A 15,145-nucleotide genomic window follows, 5' to 3' on the forward strand; every position below is an offset into this window, starting at 1 on the left:
TTCTCCCATTCTTTCGTTGAAATCACCGCAGTACCGAACTGACCGGCACGATCGTTCCGTCGGGGATCCATTGCCCGGCGTAGTTCCGGTCGGCGATCATCCCGACGGCGTGCGGTTCGCCCGGGTACATCGGCATGGCGTTGACCTGCGCCGCCGCGAAGATCTGGACATCGCCGTTAATCGACCGCCACTGGTCGCCCAGCCAGCCACGGAAGCCGCCGAGCGTCGGACTTTCGCCGCCGAAGGCGTTGCCCGCGGCGACGGCGAAGCTGACGGCGACCTGCTCGCGCGGGTCGAACCTCAGCGGTATCGAGGAACTCGCGACGGAGTTGACGATCGGCCCGTTCAGCAGCCAGGGCGCCAGGTACAGGCCGTACTGGTGGGTCGGCTTGAGTCGTTGGGACTCGGCCGCGCGGGTCATCGCCGTGTAGCCGCCCGTCCAGCCGGACACGACGAGCAACGCGGTGTTCGGCCCCGCCTCGGCCTGCACCGGCAGGCCGGCCCGCGCGGCGGTGTCACGAACCAGCTTCGCGGCGGCCACGCTGCGCGGCGAGGCGTCCTCGACGAGGGTGAGCGCGGAAGGTTTGCGCCCGGCGAGGAATTCGACGAGTTTGACGAGAGAACCGCTGTCCTCACGGGAAAGCGCGTCCGCGGGGCAGGACGTGAGCACTTCGCGGCGGTCGGCGATCAAGCCGCCCAAGGCGGCCGAAGCGCATTCGGGCGCGTCCGCGTCTTCGATGGCGAGGCCCGGCTCCTCCCCCGCGTCGACCTCGATCGTCGTCTTCTCCCCGCCTCGGCTGATGATGAGGTCGCTGCGGCCCTTCGGCAGGTCGACCTCGGCCCAGGTGCCTTCGGCGCCGGGGCGCACGATGGCCTTGCCGACCAGGCCGCCTTCGATCCCGGCGGACAGGTCTTCTCCCGCGCTCGCGGGGAAATGGACGAGGTTCTTGCCGGGCCGCTGCGGGCTCACCAGTACGGGGAACCGCTGCTCGCCGATGGCGGCGTCGGCGAGCAGCGCGACACCGGGAGTCGGCAGCTTGGGCGGTTCGGGAATGGCCGCGAGGGCGCTCCAGGCGACGAAGCCGACGGCCACGGCGGCCGCGCCGAACCGATAGGCACGCGTGGATTCCTTGTCCGAGAAGAAGAAACCCGCGACGACGGTGGCGATGATCGGCAGCAGAGCGATCACCAGCAACGTCAGGCCGAAGAGCGTGCCGTAGATCCGGCGGTCGAACCCCAGACCGGAGGAGAACAGCTGGACCGCCCCCGCCACGACGAGAAGTCCGCCCAGCGTCAGGGAAAGCGGGCCGAGCCGGAAGTTCGTCTGGCGCCATTGCCCGGCAGGCACCCAGATGGAGAGAACGGTGACGCCGAACCACAAGGCCGCGGCCGCGACGTAGACGGTGTCGATGGCGAATTCGACACCTGTCCGTCCGAGCGAGGTTTCGAGCACGACCAACGCGGCGAGCGCGAGCGAGGCCCAGCGGCCTGCCGACGGCCAGCGGACCAGGACGGGAATCGCCAGCGCCAGCACGAGATGCACGATCAGCGCGATGACGTTGACGTCGGTCGCGAAGGCGGAAACCGCGGCGAACACGGCGGAAACCCCGCCGAGAGCGGCGATGGTGAGGCGAAGGCGGCTGGGCAGTTCGTCTACCAACGGGCGCAGAATGCCTGTGCCCGCAAGGAAAGCGGTCGCCAGCAGCAGTCCGAGCCGGAGCAGGACGAGGGCGATGTCGGCTCCGGCCGAACCCGAGCTCGCCGGGATGACGTGGTGATCCATGGGGACCTTCTCCGAGCAGATCGGCGGAGCCGTGGGTGGCGGAGTGTGCCCGCCACCCACGACCTTCCGCGCCGAACAGGGTTACTTGAGATCCGCGTCCGCCACGACGAACAGTTCGGAGTGCGGCTTGGCGTTGCCGAAGGACCCGTGCGGCCAGGTCTTCCGGTTGAAGTTGATCCCGACCTGCCCGGTGAACTCGTCCCGGAAGTTCTGGTCGACCGCGACCTTCCCGTCCTCGCCGAGGTTCAGCAGGTTCACCTTGTGGTCACCGTCCAAACCGGACCGTGCGACGAAGTAGTTCGACACCGCGAGGTGCTGCGGCTTGTCGGTTTCGTGGTAGTACCCGTCGTCGCCGAGCACGAAGTTGTCGTACGCGCCCCAGTGCGGGCCGCCGCCGGAGGTACCCGGGTTGATCGGCGCCGCGCCGACGACGGTCGGCAGGTCGCCGCCACCGCCCTGCTGGGACTTCTCCTTCGTGTCGATCCGGCCCTTGATGTTCTCGACCTTGTCGCCGGCGGCGAGCAGCTTCTGGATGTCGAGGACGTACACGCCACCGGTGGTGCCGGGGTCGTCCGGGCCGAGCGCGCCCTTGGAGCGGCCGGTGATCGCGCGGTAGAGGTACTTGTCGTCGGGGCTGGTCTGGATCCAGCCACCGTTCGACCCGCCACCGTTGGAGTCGTTGTTCGGGTGGATCGCCTTGTTCGCGGCGCCATCGTCGAACACCTGGATCCAGTGCGGTTCCTTGGCGGTGATGTCCGGCGTGTAGAACACCGCACCGCCCTGCATGGTCTGGGCGAACGCGCCCTTGTGCCCCGGCAGGTTGGTCACCGTGGTCTCCATGACCGCGCGGCTTTCCGCGTGCAGCGGGTCCGCGGGATCGGCCCTCGGACCGTCCGGCAGATACGAGACCGTCTTGAGCTTCGGCTTGTTGCGGTCGGAGATGTCCCACGTGCGGACGGTCGGCCGCCGCAGATACGGCGACGGCTGCTTCACCGGGTCGAGGATGATGTTGCGCGGCTCGGCGTAGTCACTGGTGACCAGGGTGTTGAGGTCCTCGCGCGCCTGGATGCCGTGCGGGTTGGCGCAGGTCGGCTTGTCCAGTTGCGGGAGGTTGTCGCACAGCTTCTTGTTGTCGCCCTGCGGTGTTGCGGCCGGGGACTCGGAAAGCACCTGCGCGTTCTGGTCGAAGCGGACGACCTCACCGGGACTGCCGGCGAAACCGTTGCCCACCACGGTGGAACCGTTGGCGTAGGTGTGCGGGCCCGGCACGACCGGCCCGCCCATGTACGTGCCGTAGGCGGTGCCGTCCTTGAGCACCCAGTACGCGTCCGGCACGGAACCGCCGAGGGTCTGGGTCGGGAGGCTGACGCCCTTGAGTTTCAGCTGCGGCAACGCGGAGACGTCGAAGGCGTACGTCGCGGCGGCGAACAGCGCGCCGGCGTAGATCGTGTCGCCCTTGTGCCACACGTACTGCATGTGGTGCGGCTCGTTCTCGACGAGCGGGCCGACGGTGGCGGTGTTGACGACCTTGCCGTAGGTCGGCGAACCCTGCGTCGCGTCGATCACGGCGAGGAAGTCCGGACCGGGCAACGCGTTCTTGATCTTGTTCAGGCCACCGCCGAGCGAGCCCGGCAGATTCTTGATGTCCTTGACCAGGGTGTCGGCGATGTTCTCGTCACCGGCCCAGACCAGCAGCCACTTCTTGCGCTTGCCGTCCGCGCTCCGGGACGCCGCGACGTCCTTGGACACCAGATGGTTCTGGACCCAGTACTCCTTGCCGTCGGCCGCCTTCTTCGCGTCCTTGACGACCTGGACGTCGGCGTAGGCACTCGTCGAGGAACCGGTATAGGTCACCGTGCCCGCGGCGAGTGCCGCCGCCAAGGCGCCTATCACCACTTTTCGCCACTTGGGCGAGTTGGATAGCATTCTTTCTCCCTGTTTTCGCTACCGAAGCGCCAGACAATCGGCACACCTCTCCCCTATTCCGCGCAGGCGTGACCGCACGGACCGAAGGGGAAAGCAATCAACCGCCGGTTCACCCAGGGAACCGTTGCGGCACAGTGGAAAACGTCAGCGCACGGGAACCGGCGCATCCGTTTCGGATACGCGAATCAACCTGCGTCGCGACAAACCCGGAATAGGTCAGGAATCCATACACAGCGCGCTTGCTTGCTGCCGCAAGTCAACGTGCCGGCGCCACACCAAGGCGACTGGGGATTGCATGGGCGAAATACTCGTGTGAACCCGCCGGAGTGTCAATCTCGTGATCAAAGAATGAGACATGACACGGCCGGGTGATTTTCCCACGATGCGGATGGGCCATTGGGCCGAACGGGTGGCGGTTTTCCGAGCAGTGGGAATTGGACCACTTGGCGGCACTACCGCAGGTCACAACGGACCAGTAACCCGCCTGCAGCCCTCGCAGCGGCGTTATGAGTTCGTTACTCAATCCCGGGAACTCTGGTGCCGCGACGCCCTCAGGGACGAAGTTGCCATCGGAGCTTTCACGCCCCTCCTCGCGCTACGCCCCGGCCCCGACCTGCGCCCGCCCGCCCCGGATCGCGTTTAGGGGGCGAAACGCAGGTCGGCGCCGGATCGCGATTAGGGGGCTAAACGCAGGTCGGAGGCGGGGCCGCTGAGGGCCTGGTGCTTGAGGGTCGCCAGGGCGTCGTCGATGGGGTGCGGGGTTCCTTCGGGGTCCGGCTTGCGCCACCGCACGAGGTTCATCGCGGCGGAGAACTGCCGTCCGCCGTCGGGGCCGGCCCAGGCCATCGTCAACGCTCCCCAGACCGTGCCGTCGTGACCCCAGAAGACGCCGTGCCCCGGGATCTCGGTCTTGTACAGGCCGAGCCCGTAGTCGATCAGCCGCCCGTCCTGCGCGATGACCGGCACCAGACGCTGCATCTCCGCCAGCGAAGACGGGCTGACGATCTCCCCGTCCAGCAGTTTGCGGTAGAAGCGGTTGAGATCGTCGACGGTCGAGACCAGACCGGCGCCAGCCATCACCCAGGACATGTTGTAGACGCTGTAGTCGCGCGGCGGATCGATCGCGCCGAACAGCGCTTCGTACATCCGCGAGTGCGGCTCCTCGATACGCGGACCGGCGGGAAAGCCGGTGTTCGCGAGACCCGCGGGTTCGATGATGGCGCGGGAGATGTGCTCCTCCATGGGGACACCGGTCAGGTGCTCCAGCAGTTCGCCCAGCAGCAGGTAGTTCGTGTTGGAGTAGATCCCGGGAGTGCTGCCCGGCTCACCGGTGGCGGGCGCACCGACACCGATCGCGATCAGCTCCGCCGGGCGGAACTCCTGAAACCGGTTGTCGTCGAGACTCTCGGGGGCGAGTTTCTGAAGCGACGGGAACGCGTAGGGCAGGTATTCGGCGAGGCCGCTGGTGTGGTTGAGCAGCATGCGGATCGTGATCGTCCGGCCCCGTTCGCCGGGGACCAGCTGCGGCAGGAAGTCGCCGATCGGCGCGTCGAGGTCGAGCCGCCCCGCCTCGACCTGACGCAGAACCGCGGCCGAGACGAACGTCTTGGTGATACTGCCGACGCGCTGCCGCATCCCGGTCCCGACGGGGCGCCCGGTTTCCAGATCGGCGACCCCGGCGGCGCCGCGCCAGATCCGCCCATCCGCCCGCACCTCGGCGAACACCCCCGGTACCCCCGCCCGATGGACGTCGTCCAAGGCGGACCGCAGGTTCTTCGTGGCCGAGTTCTCTTCTGTCACAAGGGATTCCATATCGACCATCCTTTCGACCGGCGGTCCCGGGATCGCCCGCCATCCGTCGCGCATCCAGGCGGATACCGCGCCGATCGTCGGCCGGATCGCGATTAGGGGGCTAAACGCAGGTCGGGGCGGGCAAAGGGAAAGCCCCCGGTCTGGGATCGACCGGGGGCTTTCTCGGGGTGTTGGTCGCTATTCGGCAGGCTGACGACGGCGGCGGGAGCCGAATACCAGAACCGCTCCGAGGCCCAGTGCGGCGAGCGCGAGCGCGCCGAGCCAGATCACGTCGGCACCGGTGCTGGCCAGCCCCGAACCACCCTGTCCGCCGCCGCCGCTGCCCTGCCCGGCGGGCGTGGTCGTCGGCGCCGGGGTTTCGGATTTGCCGCAGTCCGCGGGCTGCGTGGGCACGGTGGGCGCGGGCGCCTCACCAGGTTCCGCCTCCACTCGTACCTGCGACGGCTTGTCCTCCGGCCCGGCGACATGGATCGGCCTCGGGTTCTCGTACTGGATCCGCCATCCCTGCGGCGTCAGGAGGTACAGCTTGTACGTGGGCCCCGGCACCACCTTGCGGAATTCGAAGCGGCCTTCGGCGTCGGTCATCCGCTCACCGATGACAGGGCACTTCCCGTCGGAGACGAGCACGACCTTGACCCCGCTCACGCCCTTCGGATCACCCTGGCCCGCGAGGTGGACCACGTCACCGACGACGGTGGCCAAGGCCCCGGGGACGGCTGCCTGGTCGTAGGCGTGTGCGTGACCTTCGTTGTCGACGTCGCGGTAACCGAAGTCGCAGCTCACCGTGACCAAGCCCCGGTCGAGAGTGGCGTCCGGGACCTTTTCGGACACGTCGATCGCGCGAGTCTCGCCGGGCGCGATCGTCACGCCGTTCCCGACGTAGTCGAGGTCTCCCCAACCCGCGCCGCCCTTCAACGCGTAGTCGGATCCGAAGCGGTCACAACCGGAGACGATGCCCGTGAGCGGGACCGAACCGGAGTTGGTCAAGGTCACGGTGACATGCGCGAGATCGCCGGGTTTGTAGCTGTCCTCGGTGAAGGCCATCGACGCTTTCAACGCACCGTTCAGCGGCGGCGCTCCGCGAACGAGCAGATCCTTCGAGTCCGGCCCGATCCGGACGATCTCGAACGGGAACTGCCAACCCTTGAGCTCGACGCCGCCGAGGTAGTACTTGGCGGCCGGAACATCGCCGAAGTCGATCTTCCCGGCCGCGTCGCTCGTGGCCTCGTACTTGGCGGAGCCGTTGAAGTACTTCAAGGTGAGGGTGATTCCGGACAGCTGTTCGCCGTCGTCGGCTCGGCCGTTGCCGTTCTTGTCACCGAACACGGTGCCCGCCGCGTGCCCGGAGACCTTGACGATGCCGACAGACTCCTGGAATTCCCCGCCGCCTGCCCCGGTGCTGTCTTGAACGAAGCCGCGGACGACGGTCTTGGCGGACGTGAGATCTTGGATCTGTCCGGCGACCTTGACCTCGTAAGTCTCTCCTGGCTGGAGCGTCTTACCGGACCTAACGCGTTCCAGTTCTCCCCAGCCGGGATCGAACGGGACCGACAGGTCGGACGGATCGCTGATGAACTGGAACACCTTGAGACCCACGGCGGGGACGGTGCCGGTGTTCTTGATTTTGAAAGTGAAGGTGACGTTCTCGTCGGTCCGGAATTCGCCCTTGTCGAAGGCGACCGACGATACGAGCTGCAGCCGCTCGGCCTGCGGCTTCGGCGCCACCGGAGGTGCGCTTTCCGCAGCCGACGAACTAGGCGGCGCGCTGGAACTCGCCGGTGCTTCGGATGTCGCCGGCGCACTCGACGCCGGTGACGAAGGTGCCGGATCCGCTCCGGCGGGCGCGGCGAATACGCCGGTCAATGCCGCTACCGCGGCGAAAGTCGCGAGATAGATCGCCCCAGTACGTGAGCGGGATCTACCACTTGGCGATTTGTTCACGCAGAGTCACCCCTGATTACCAGATGGAAATGCGCATAGCCCCCGAATCGCGTAGAACCGGATCACCTTAACCGGATTCGTCAGGGGCCTGTACTCATTTCGGGTGTCTCGAAAACGGGAAGGGCCCCCGCCGGATCGGCGAGGGCCCTTCCCGTGGATTTCGCTTCGGTCAGCGGAAGTCGCGGCCGAAGTCGTAGTCGTCCAGCGGCACCGCGGCGCCCGGCGTGGAGCCGAACACGTCCGGGGTGTAGTAGCCGTCGTCGTAGGACGGGATCGCGTAAGCGGCGACCCGCGCCTCCTCGGTCGGCTGCACCTGGATGTTGCGGTACTTGTTGATCCCGGTCCCGGCCGGGATCAGCTTACCGATGATCACGTTCTCCTTGAGGCCCACGAGCTTGTCCGAACGGCCGTTGATGGCCGCGTCGGTCAGGACACGCGTGGTCTCCTGGAACGAGGCCGCCGACAGCCACGAGTCCGTGGTCAGCGAAGCCTTCGTGATCCCCATCAGCACCGGGCGACCCGAGGCCGGCTCGCCGCCTTCGGCGACCGACGCGCGGTTCTTCGCCTCGAACTTGGTCCGCTCGGGCAGCTCGCCCGGCAGGAAGTCCGTGGCACCGGAATCGATGATCGTCACGCGGCGCAGCATCTGCCGCACGATGACCTCGATGTGCTTGTCGTGGATCGACACACCCTGCGCCCGGTACACCTTCTGGACCTCGTCCACCAGGTGCATCTGCGCCTCGCGCGGCCCCATGACCCGCAGGACCTCGTGCGGGTCCGGCGTGCCTTCGAGCAGCTGCTGGCCGACCGCGACGCGGTCACCATCGCCCAGCGGGCCGTTCGGGGTGTTCGCGAGCCGCTGACGCTTGGACAGCTTGTCGAAGACGATCTCTTCGCTGCCGTCGTCCGGGATCAGCGTGATCTTCCAGAACCGCTCGCTCTCCTCGATGCGCACGCGGCCATCGACGTCGGCGATCGGCGCCTTGCCCTTCGGGACCCGGGCTTCGAACAGCTCCTGGACACGGGGCAGACCGGTCGTGATGTCGTCACCGGCGACACCACCCTGGTGGAACGTACGCATCGTCAGCTGCGTACCCGGCTCACCGATCGACTGGGCCGCGACGATACCCACGGCCTCGCCGACGTCGACGAGCTGACCGGTCGCCATGGACCGGCCGTAGCAGGTGGCGCAGATACCGACGGCCGACTCGCAGGTCAGCACCGAACGCACCTTGACCTTGGAGATCCCGCTCGAGATGAGCTTGTCGATCGCCGGGTCACCGATGTCGTCACCGGCGTTCAGCACGACGTTGCCCTTGGCGTCGACCGCGTCGGTCGCCAGGTTCCGTGCGTACACGCTGGTCTCGACGTGCTGGTCGCGCAGGACCTTGCCGTCGCCGATGTCCTCGCCGATCGGCATGTTGATACCGCGGGTGGTGCCACAGTCGACCTCGCGGACGATGACGTCCTGTGACACGTCCACCAGACGACGGGTCAGGTAACCCGAGTCGGCGGTACGGAGCGCCGTGTCCGCCAGACCCTTACGGGCACCGTGCGTCGCGATGAAGTACTCCGCCACCGACAGGCCTTCACGGAAGTTGGCCTTGATCGGACGCGGGATGTACTCACCCTTCGGGTTCGACACCAGACCACGCATACCGGCCAGCGACCGGACCTGCGTCATGTTGCCCGCCGCGCCCGACTTCACGATCATCGCGATCGGGTTGTCGTCCGGCAGCGCCGTCTCCATGATCTTGTGGACCTCTTCGGTGGCCTGCGTCCACACCTTGACGAGCTCGTTGTTGCGCTCGGCGTGCGACAGCTGACCACGCTGGTACCGCTTCTCGACCTGGTCGGCCTTGCCTTCGTACTCGTCCAGAATGGCCTTCTTGCCTGCCGGGACGAGCACGTCGGAGATCGCGACCGTGACACCCGAACGGGTCGCCCAGTAGAAACCGGCGTCCTTCAGGCGGTCCAGGGTCTGCGCGACCTGGGTCATCGAGTAGCGCTCGGCGAGGTCGTTCACGATCGCGGCCTGACGCTTCTTCGGCATCGGCTCGTTGATGAACGGGTAGTCCGCCGGCAGCAGCTCGTTGAACAGCACGCGGCCCAGGGTGGTCTCGGCCAGCCACGCCTTGCCCGGCTCCCAGCCGTTCTCCGCGAGCCTCGCCTCGTCGGCCTTGGCGGGCTGACGGTCGGTGACGCGGATCTTGATCGGGGCGTGCAGGCTCAGCGCCTTGCGGTCGTACGCCATGATCGCCTCGGCGGGCGAGGAGTAGGCGTTGCCCGCACCGTCGGCGTTCTCGTTCAACCGGGTCAGGTGGAACAGACCGGTCACCATGTCCAGACGCGGCATGGCGAGCGGACGGCCCGACGCCGGCGAAAGGATGTTGTTCGCCGACAGCATCAGGATGCGGGCCTCGGCCTGCGCCTCCGCGGACAGCGGGAGGTGCACGGCCATCTGGTCACCGTCGAAGTCCGCGTTGAACGCTTCACAGACCAGCGGGTGCAGCTGGATGGCCTTGCCTTCGACCAGCTGCGGCTCGAAGGCCTGGATACCGAGGCGGTGCAGGGTCGGCGCACGGTTCAGCATCACCGGGTGGCCGGTGATGACCTCTTCGAGCACGTCCCACACCTGCGGACGCGACCGCTCCACCATCCGCTTGGCGGACTTGATGTTCTGCGCGTGGTTCAGGTCGACCAGCCGCTTCATGACGAACGGCTTGAACAGCTCGAGCGCCATGTCCTTCGGCAGACCGCACTGGTGCAGCTTCAGCTGCGGGCCGACGATGATGACCGAACGGCCCGAGTAGTCGACACGCTTGCCGAGCAGGTTCTGACGGAACCGGCCCTGCTTGCCCTTGAGCAGATCGGACAGCGACTTCAGCGGGCGGTTACCGGGACCGGTGACCGGGCGGCCGCGGCGGCCGTTGTCGAACAGCGCGTCGACGGCCTCCTGCAGCATCCGCTTCTCGTTGTTCACGATGATCTCGGGCGCGCCGAGGTCGATCAGCCGCTTCAACCGGTTGTTCCGGTTGATGACCCGGCGGTAGAGGTCGTTCAGGTCGGAGGTGGCGAAACGGCCACCGTCGAGCTGGACCATCGGGCGCAGGTCCGGCGGGATCACCGGGACGGCGTCGAGCACCATGCCGCGCGGGTCGTTGCCGGTGGCCTGGAAGGCCGCGACGACCTTGAGCCGCTTCAGCGCGCGGAGCTTCTTCTGCCCCTTGCCGTTGCGGATGGTGTCGCGCAGGCTCTCGGCCTCGGCCGCGACGTCGAACTCGGTGGCCAGCTTCTGGATGGCCTCCGCGCCCATGCCGCCGGTGAAGTACTCGCCGTACCGGTCGACGAGCTCGCGGTAGAGCAGCTCGTCGGCGATCAGCTGACGCACGTCGAGCTTGGTGAAGGTCGTCCAGACCTCCTCGAGACGGTCCAGCTCGCGACCGGCGCGGTCACGCAGCTGACGCATCTCGCGCTCGCCGCCTTCCTTGACCTTGCGGCGGACGTCGGACTTCGCGCCCTCCGCCTCCAGCTCGGCCAGGTCGGCTTCCAGCTTCTGCGCCCGTGCCTCGATGTCCGCGTCGCGCTTGGTCTCGAGGTTCTTGCGCTCGACGCCGATCTCGTTCTCGAGCGTCGGCAGGTCGTTGTGCCGCAGCTCGGTGTTCACACCGGTGATCACGTAGGCCGCGAAGTAGATGATCTTCTCGAGGTCCTTCGGCGCCAGGTCGAGCAGGTAGCCCAGGCGGGAGGGAACACCCTTGAAGTACCAGATGTGGGTGACGGGAGCGGCCAGCTCGATGTGGCCCATCCGCTCACGGCGCACCTTGGCGCGGGTGACCTCGACGCCACAGCGCTCGCAGATGATGCCCTTGAAGCGGACCCGCTTGTACTTACCGCAGTAGCACTCCCAGTCCCGGGTCGGGCCGAAGATCTTCTCGCAGAAGAGGCCGTCCTTCTCGGGCTTGAGCGTCCGGTAGTTGATGGTCTCCGGCTTCTTCACCTCGCCGAAGGACCACTGACGAATGTCGTCGGCGGTGGCGAGGCCGATGCGGAGCTCATCGAAGAAGTTGACGTCCAGCACGTCTTTACATCCCCTTGGGGTTGATGCGACTAGAGGAGTTGGCGAGCGGAAGCGGGAGCCCACGGGAGGCAGGCTCCCGCCTCATCGCGGGTCAGTGCACGACGTCGTCCACCGAGGGCGACTCGTTGCGGGACAGGTTGATGCCGAGGTTGGCCGCGGCACGCTCGAGGTCCTCGTCGTCGGAGTCGCGCATCTCGATCGCGGCGCCGTCGCTGGACAGCACCTCGACGTTGAGGCAGAGCGACTGGAGCTCCTTCAGGAGCACCTTGAACGACTCGGGGATACCCGGCTCGGGGATGTTCTCCCCCTTGACGATGGCCTCGTACACCTTGACGCGGCCGACCACGTCGTCCGACTTGATCGTCAGGAGCTCCTGCAGGGTGTATGCGGCGCCGTACGCCTGCATCGCCCAGCACTCCATCTCGCCGAACCGCTGGCCACCGAACTGCGCCTTACCACCCAGCGGCTGCTGCGTGATCATCGAGTACGGACCGGTGGACCGGGCGTGGATCTTGTCGTCGACCAGGTGGTGCAGCTTCAGGATGTACATGTAGCCGACGGAGACCGGGTACGGGTACGGCTCGCCGGAGCGGCCGTCCAGCAGCGTGGCCTTGCCGTTCTGCTTGACCATGCGCTCGCCGTCGCGGTTCGGCTTGGTCGCGCCGAGCAGCCCGGTGAGCTCCTCTTCCTTGGCGCCGTCGAACACCGGGGTCGCGGTGTTCGTGCCGGGGTCGACGTCGTAGAGCTCCTCGTTGAGGTTCTTCGCCCAGTCGGGCTGCCCTTCGATCTTCCACCCCTGCGACGCCAGCCAGCCCAGGTGAAGCTCCAGGACCTGGCCGATGTTCATACGACGCGGGACACCGTGGGTGTTCAGGATGATGTCGACGGGCGTGCCGTCCTCCATGAACGGCATGTCCTCGGCGGGGAGGATCTTGCCGATGACACCCTTGTTCCCGTGGCGGCCGGCGAGCTTGTCGCCCGGCTGGATCTTCCGCTTCTGGGCCACGTACACGCGGACCAGTTCGTTGACGCCCGGGGGCAGCTCGTCGTCGTCCTCGCGCGAGAACACGCGGATGCCGATGACCTTGCCGGTCTCGCCGTGCGGCACCTTCAGCGAGGTGTCGCGGACCTCACGGGCCTTCTCACCGAAGATCGCGCGGAGCAGGCGCTCTTCCGGGGTCAGCTCGGTCTCGCCCTTGGGCGTGACCTTGCCGACCAGGATGTCGCCGTCGCGGACCTCGGCGCCGATGCGGATGATGCCGCGCTCGTCGAGGTCGGCGAGGACCTCCTCGGAGACGTTCGGGATGTCCCGGGTGATCTCCTCGGCGCCCAGCTTGGTGTCGCGGGCGTCGATCTCGTGCTCCTCGATGTGGATCGACGTGAGCACGTCGTCCTGCACCAGGCGCTCGGAGAGGATGATCGCGTCCTCGTAGTTGTGGCCCTCCCACGGCATGACCGCGACGAGCAGGTTCTTGCCGAGCGCCATCTCACCGTTCTCGGTGGACGGGCCGTCGGCGATGACCTGACCCTGCTCGACCCGGTCGCCCTCGTTGACGATCGGGCGGTGGTTGAAGCAGGTGCCGTGGTTCGAGCGACGGAACTTGTACAGTCCGTAGCTCTTCCGCGTGCCGTCGTCGTGCATGATCGTGATCAGGTCGGCCGAGAGCTCCTCGACCACACCGGCCTGCTCGGCGACGAGCACGTCACCGGCGTCCACCGCGGCACGCAGCTCCACGCCGGTGCCGACCAGCGGGGCCGAGTTGCGCAGCAGCGGAACGGCCTGACGCTGCATGTTCGCGCCCATGAGCGCGCGGTTCGCGTCGTCGTGCTCGAGGAACGGGATCATCGCCGTCGCGACCGAGACCATCTGTCGCGGCGAGACGTCCATGTAGTCCACGTCCAGCGGGTCGATCAGCTCGACCTCGCCGCCCTTCTTACGGACCAGGACGCGGTCTTCGACGAAGGTGCCGTCTTCCGAGATCGGCGCGTTCGCCTGCGCCTTCACGAAACGGTCTTCCTCGTCCGCGGTGAGGTAGTCGACCTGGTCGGTGACGCGGCCCTCGACGACCTTGCGGTACGGGGTCTCGATGAAACCGAACGGGTTGACCCGCGCGTACGAGCAGAGCGAACCGATCAGGCCGATGTTCGGGCCTTCCGGCGTCTCGATCGGGCACATGCGGCCGTAGTGCGACGGGTGGACGTCTCGGACCTCCATGCCGGCGCGCTCACGCGACAGACCACCCGGGCCGAGGGCGGACAGACGACGCTTGTGCGTCAGCCCCGACAGCGGGTTGTTCTGGTCCATGAACTGCGACAGCTGCGAAGTACCGAAGAACTCCTTGATCGCCGCCACGACGGGACGGATGTTGATCAGGGTCTGCGGCGTGATCGCCTCGACGTCCTGGGTGGTCATCCGCTCGCGGACGACGCGCTCCATCCGGGACAGACCCACGCGGATCTGGTTCTGGATGAGCTCGCCGACGGTGCGGAGACGACGGTTGCCGAAGTGGTCGATGTCGTCGGTCTCGACCGGGATGACCTGGTCGCCGACGGTCGCCTTGTCCTCGCCCGCGTGCAGGCGGACCAGGTACTCGATCGTCGAGACGATGTCCTCTTCGGTCAGCGTCCCGGTGTCGTACGGCGTGGTCAGGCCGAGCTTCTTGTTCAGCTTGTACCGGCCGACCTTGGCCAGGTCGTAGCGCTTCGGCTTGAAGAACAGGTTCTCCAGCAGCGTCTGCGCGCTCTCCTTGGTGGGCGGTTCGCCCGGGCGCAGCTTGCGGTAGATGTCGAGCAGCGCCTCGTCGGTGCCGGCGGTGTGGTCCTTCTCGAGGGTGGCGAGCAGCGTCTCGGAGAAGGAGAAGCGCTCGCGGATCGCCTCGGTGGTCCAGCCGAGCGCCTTCAGCAGCACGGTGACCGGCTGGCGGCGCTTGCGGTCGATGCGGACGCCGACGGTGTCGCGCTTGTCGACGTCGAACTCGAGCCAGGCACCCCGGCTCGGGATGACGCGGACGTTGAAGACGTCCTTGTCGGTGGTCTTGTCGACGCTGGTGTCGAAGTACACACCCGGCGAACGGACCAGCTGGGACACGACGACACGCTCGGTGCCGTTGATGACGAAGGTGCCCTTGTCGGTCATCACCGGGAAGTCGCCCATGAAGACCGTCTGGCTCTTGATCTCGCCGGTGTTGTTGTTCACGAACTCGGCGGTCACGAACAGCGGGGCCGCGTACGTCATGTCCTTGTCCTTGCACTCCTCGACGGAGGCCTTGACCTCGTCGAAGCGCGGGTCGGAGAAGGACAGCGACATGGATCCGGAGAAGTCTTCGATCGGCGAGATCTCGTTGAGGACCTCTTCCAGGCCGCCGACCGGGTTTTCTTCACCTTCTTCGACGCGGCGTTCGAACCACGCCTCGTCGCCGGTGAACCATTCAAAGGACCTGATCTGCACGTCGAGCAGGTTCGGGGTGCTGAGCGGCTCGCGAATCTTTGCGAAGGAGACCCGCTTGGGGGCTCCCGGGATTCCCGTGGACTCCGAGCGAGATACAGCCGAGGTGGTCGCAGCAGTGGCCTGGTTCGCGGGAGAGACTGCCAAGATGCGTCCT

7 protein-coding genes are annotated in these 15,145 nt (G+C 67.0%); 1 reads left to right on the forward strand and 6 read right to left on the reverse strand.

Annotated features, from left to right (window positions below; translation table 11 throughout):
* Positions 1-22 precede the first annotated feature (22 nt).
* The 4 genes from ACSMFO_RS19905 to ACSMFO_RS19920 form a co-directional block, all read right to left on the reverse strand.
* Positions 23-1,783 carry a hypothetical protein gene (locus tag ACSMFO_RS19905; RefSeq protein ID WP_436460023.1) on the reverse strand — a complete coding sequence of 587 codons (1,761 nt, stop codon included), beginning with the start codon at positions 1,781-1,783 and terminating at the stop codon, positions 23-25.
* 81 nt (positions 1,784-1,864) lie between these two features.
* Complete coding sequence (locus ACSMFO_RS19910; RefSeq protein ID WP_228694735.1) at positions 1,865-3,709, reverse strand: selenium-binding family protein; 1,845 nt, start codon at positions 3,707-3,709, stop codon at positions 1,865-1,867.
* Positions 3,710-4,384: 675 nt separating this feature from the next.
* On the reverse strand, positions 4,385-5,509 hold the full coding sequence (locus ACSMFO_RS19915; protein ID WP_436460024.1) for a serine hydrolase domain-containing protein: 1,125 nt from the start codon (positions 5,507-5,509) through the stop codon (positions 4,385-4,387).
* Positions 5,510-5,698: 189 nt separating this feature from the next.
* The gene (locus ACSMFO_RS19920) at positions 5,699-7,117 is read right to left on the reverse strand and encodes an SdrD B-like domain-containing protein (protein ID WP_436460025.1); all 1,419 of its coding nucleotides are present in this window, start codon (positions 7,115-7,117) and stop codon (positions 5,699-5,701) included.
* Between ACSMFO_RS19920 and ACSMFO_RS19925 the strand changes: the two genes are divergently transcribed.
* Positions 7,092-7,415 carry a hypothetical protein gene (locus tag ACSMFO_RS19925; protein ID WP_436460026.1) on the forward strand — a complete coding sequence of 108 codons (324 nt, stop codon included), beginning with the start codon at positions 7,092-7,094 and terminating at the stop codon, positions 7,413-7,415. The genes ACSMFO_RS19920 and ACSMFO_RS19925 overlap by 26 nt on opposite strands.
* Positions 7,416-7,631: 216 nt before the next feature.
* Here ACSMFO_RS19925 and ACSMFO_RS19930 read toward each other — a convergent pair whose 3' ends face one another.
* Both ACSMFO_RS19930 and rpoB read right to left on the reverse strand, forming a co-directional pair.
* Positions 7,632-11,543, reverse strand: coding sequence for a DNA-directed RNA polymerase subunit beta' (locus ACSMFO_RS19930; RefSeq protein ID WP_436460027.1), 3,912 nt, complete (start codon positions 11,541-11,543; stop codon positions 7,632-7,634).
* Between the two features lie 91 nt (positions 11,544-11,634).
* Positions 11,635-15,135: a DNA-directed RNA polymerase subunit beta gene (gene rpoB, locus ACSMFO_RS19935; RefSeq protein WP_360093030.1), complete on the reverse strand. Its 3,501-nt coding sequence runs from the start codon at positions 15,133-15,135 to the stop codon at positions 11,635-11,637.
* Between the last annotated feature and the right edge of the window lie 10 nt (positions 15,136-15,145).

The sequence above is a fragment of the Amycolatopsis sp. w19 genome (genome assembly GCF_051373225.1).
GTDB lineage: Bacteria > Actinomycetota > Actinomycetes > Mycobacteriales > Pseudonocardiaceae > Amycolatopsis > Amycolatopsis japonica.

Excerpts from the sequence above, each read along its gene's own strand:
- ACSMFO_RS19905 (WP_436460023.1), bottom strand. The coding sequence starts at position 1,783 with ATGGATCACCACGTCATCCCGGCGAGCTCGGGTTCGGCCGGAGCCGAC.
- ACSMFO_RS19925 (WP_436460026.1), top strand. The coding sequence starts at position 7,092 with ATGAACTGGAACACCTTGAGACCCACGGCGGGGACGGTGCCGGTGTTC.
- ACSMFO_RS19910 (WP_228694735.1), bottom strand. The coding sequence starts at position 3,709 with ATGCTATCCAACTCGCCCAAGTGGCGAAAAGTGGTGATAGGCGCCTTG.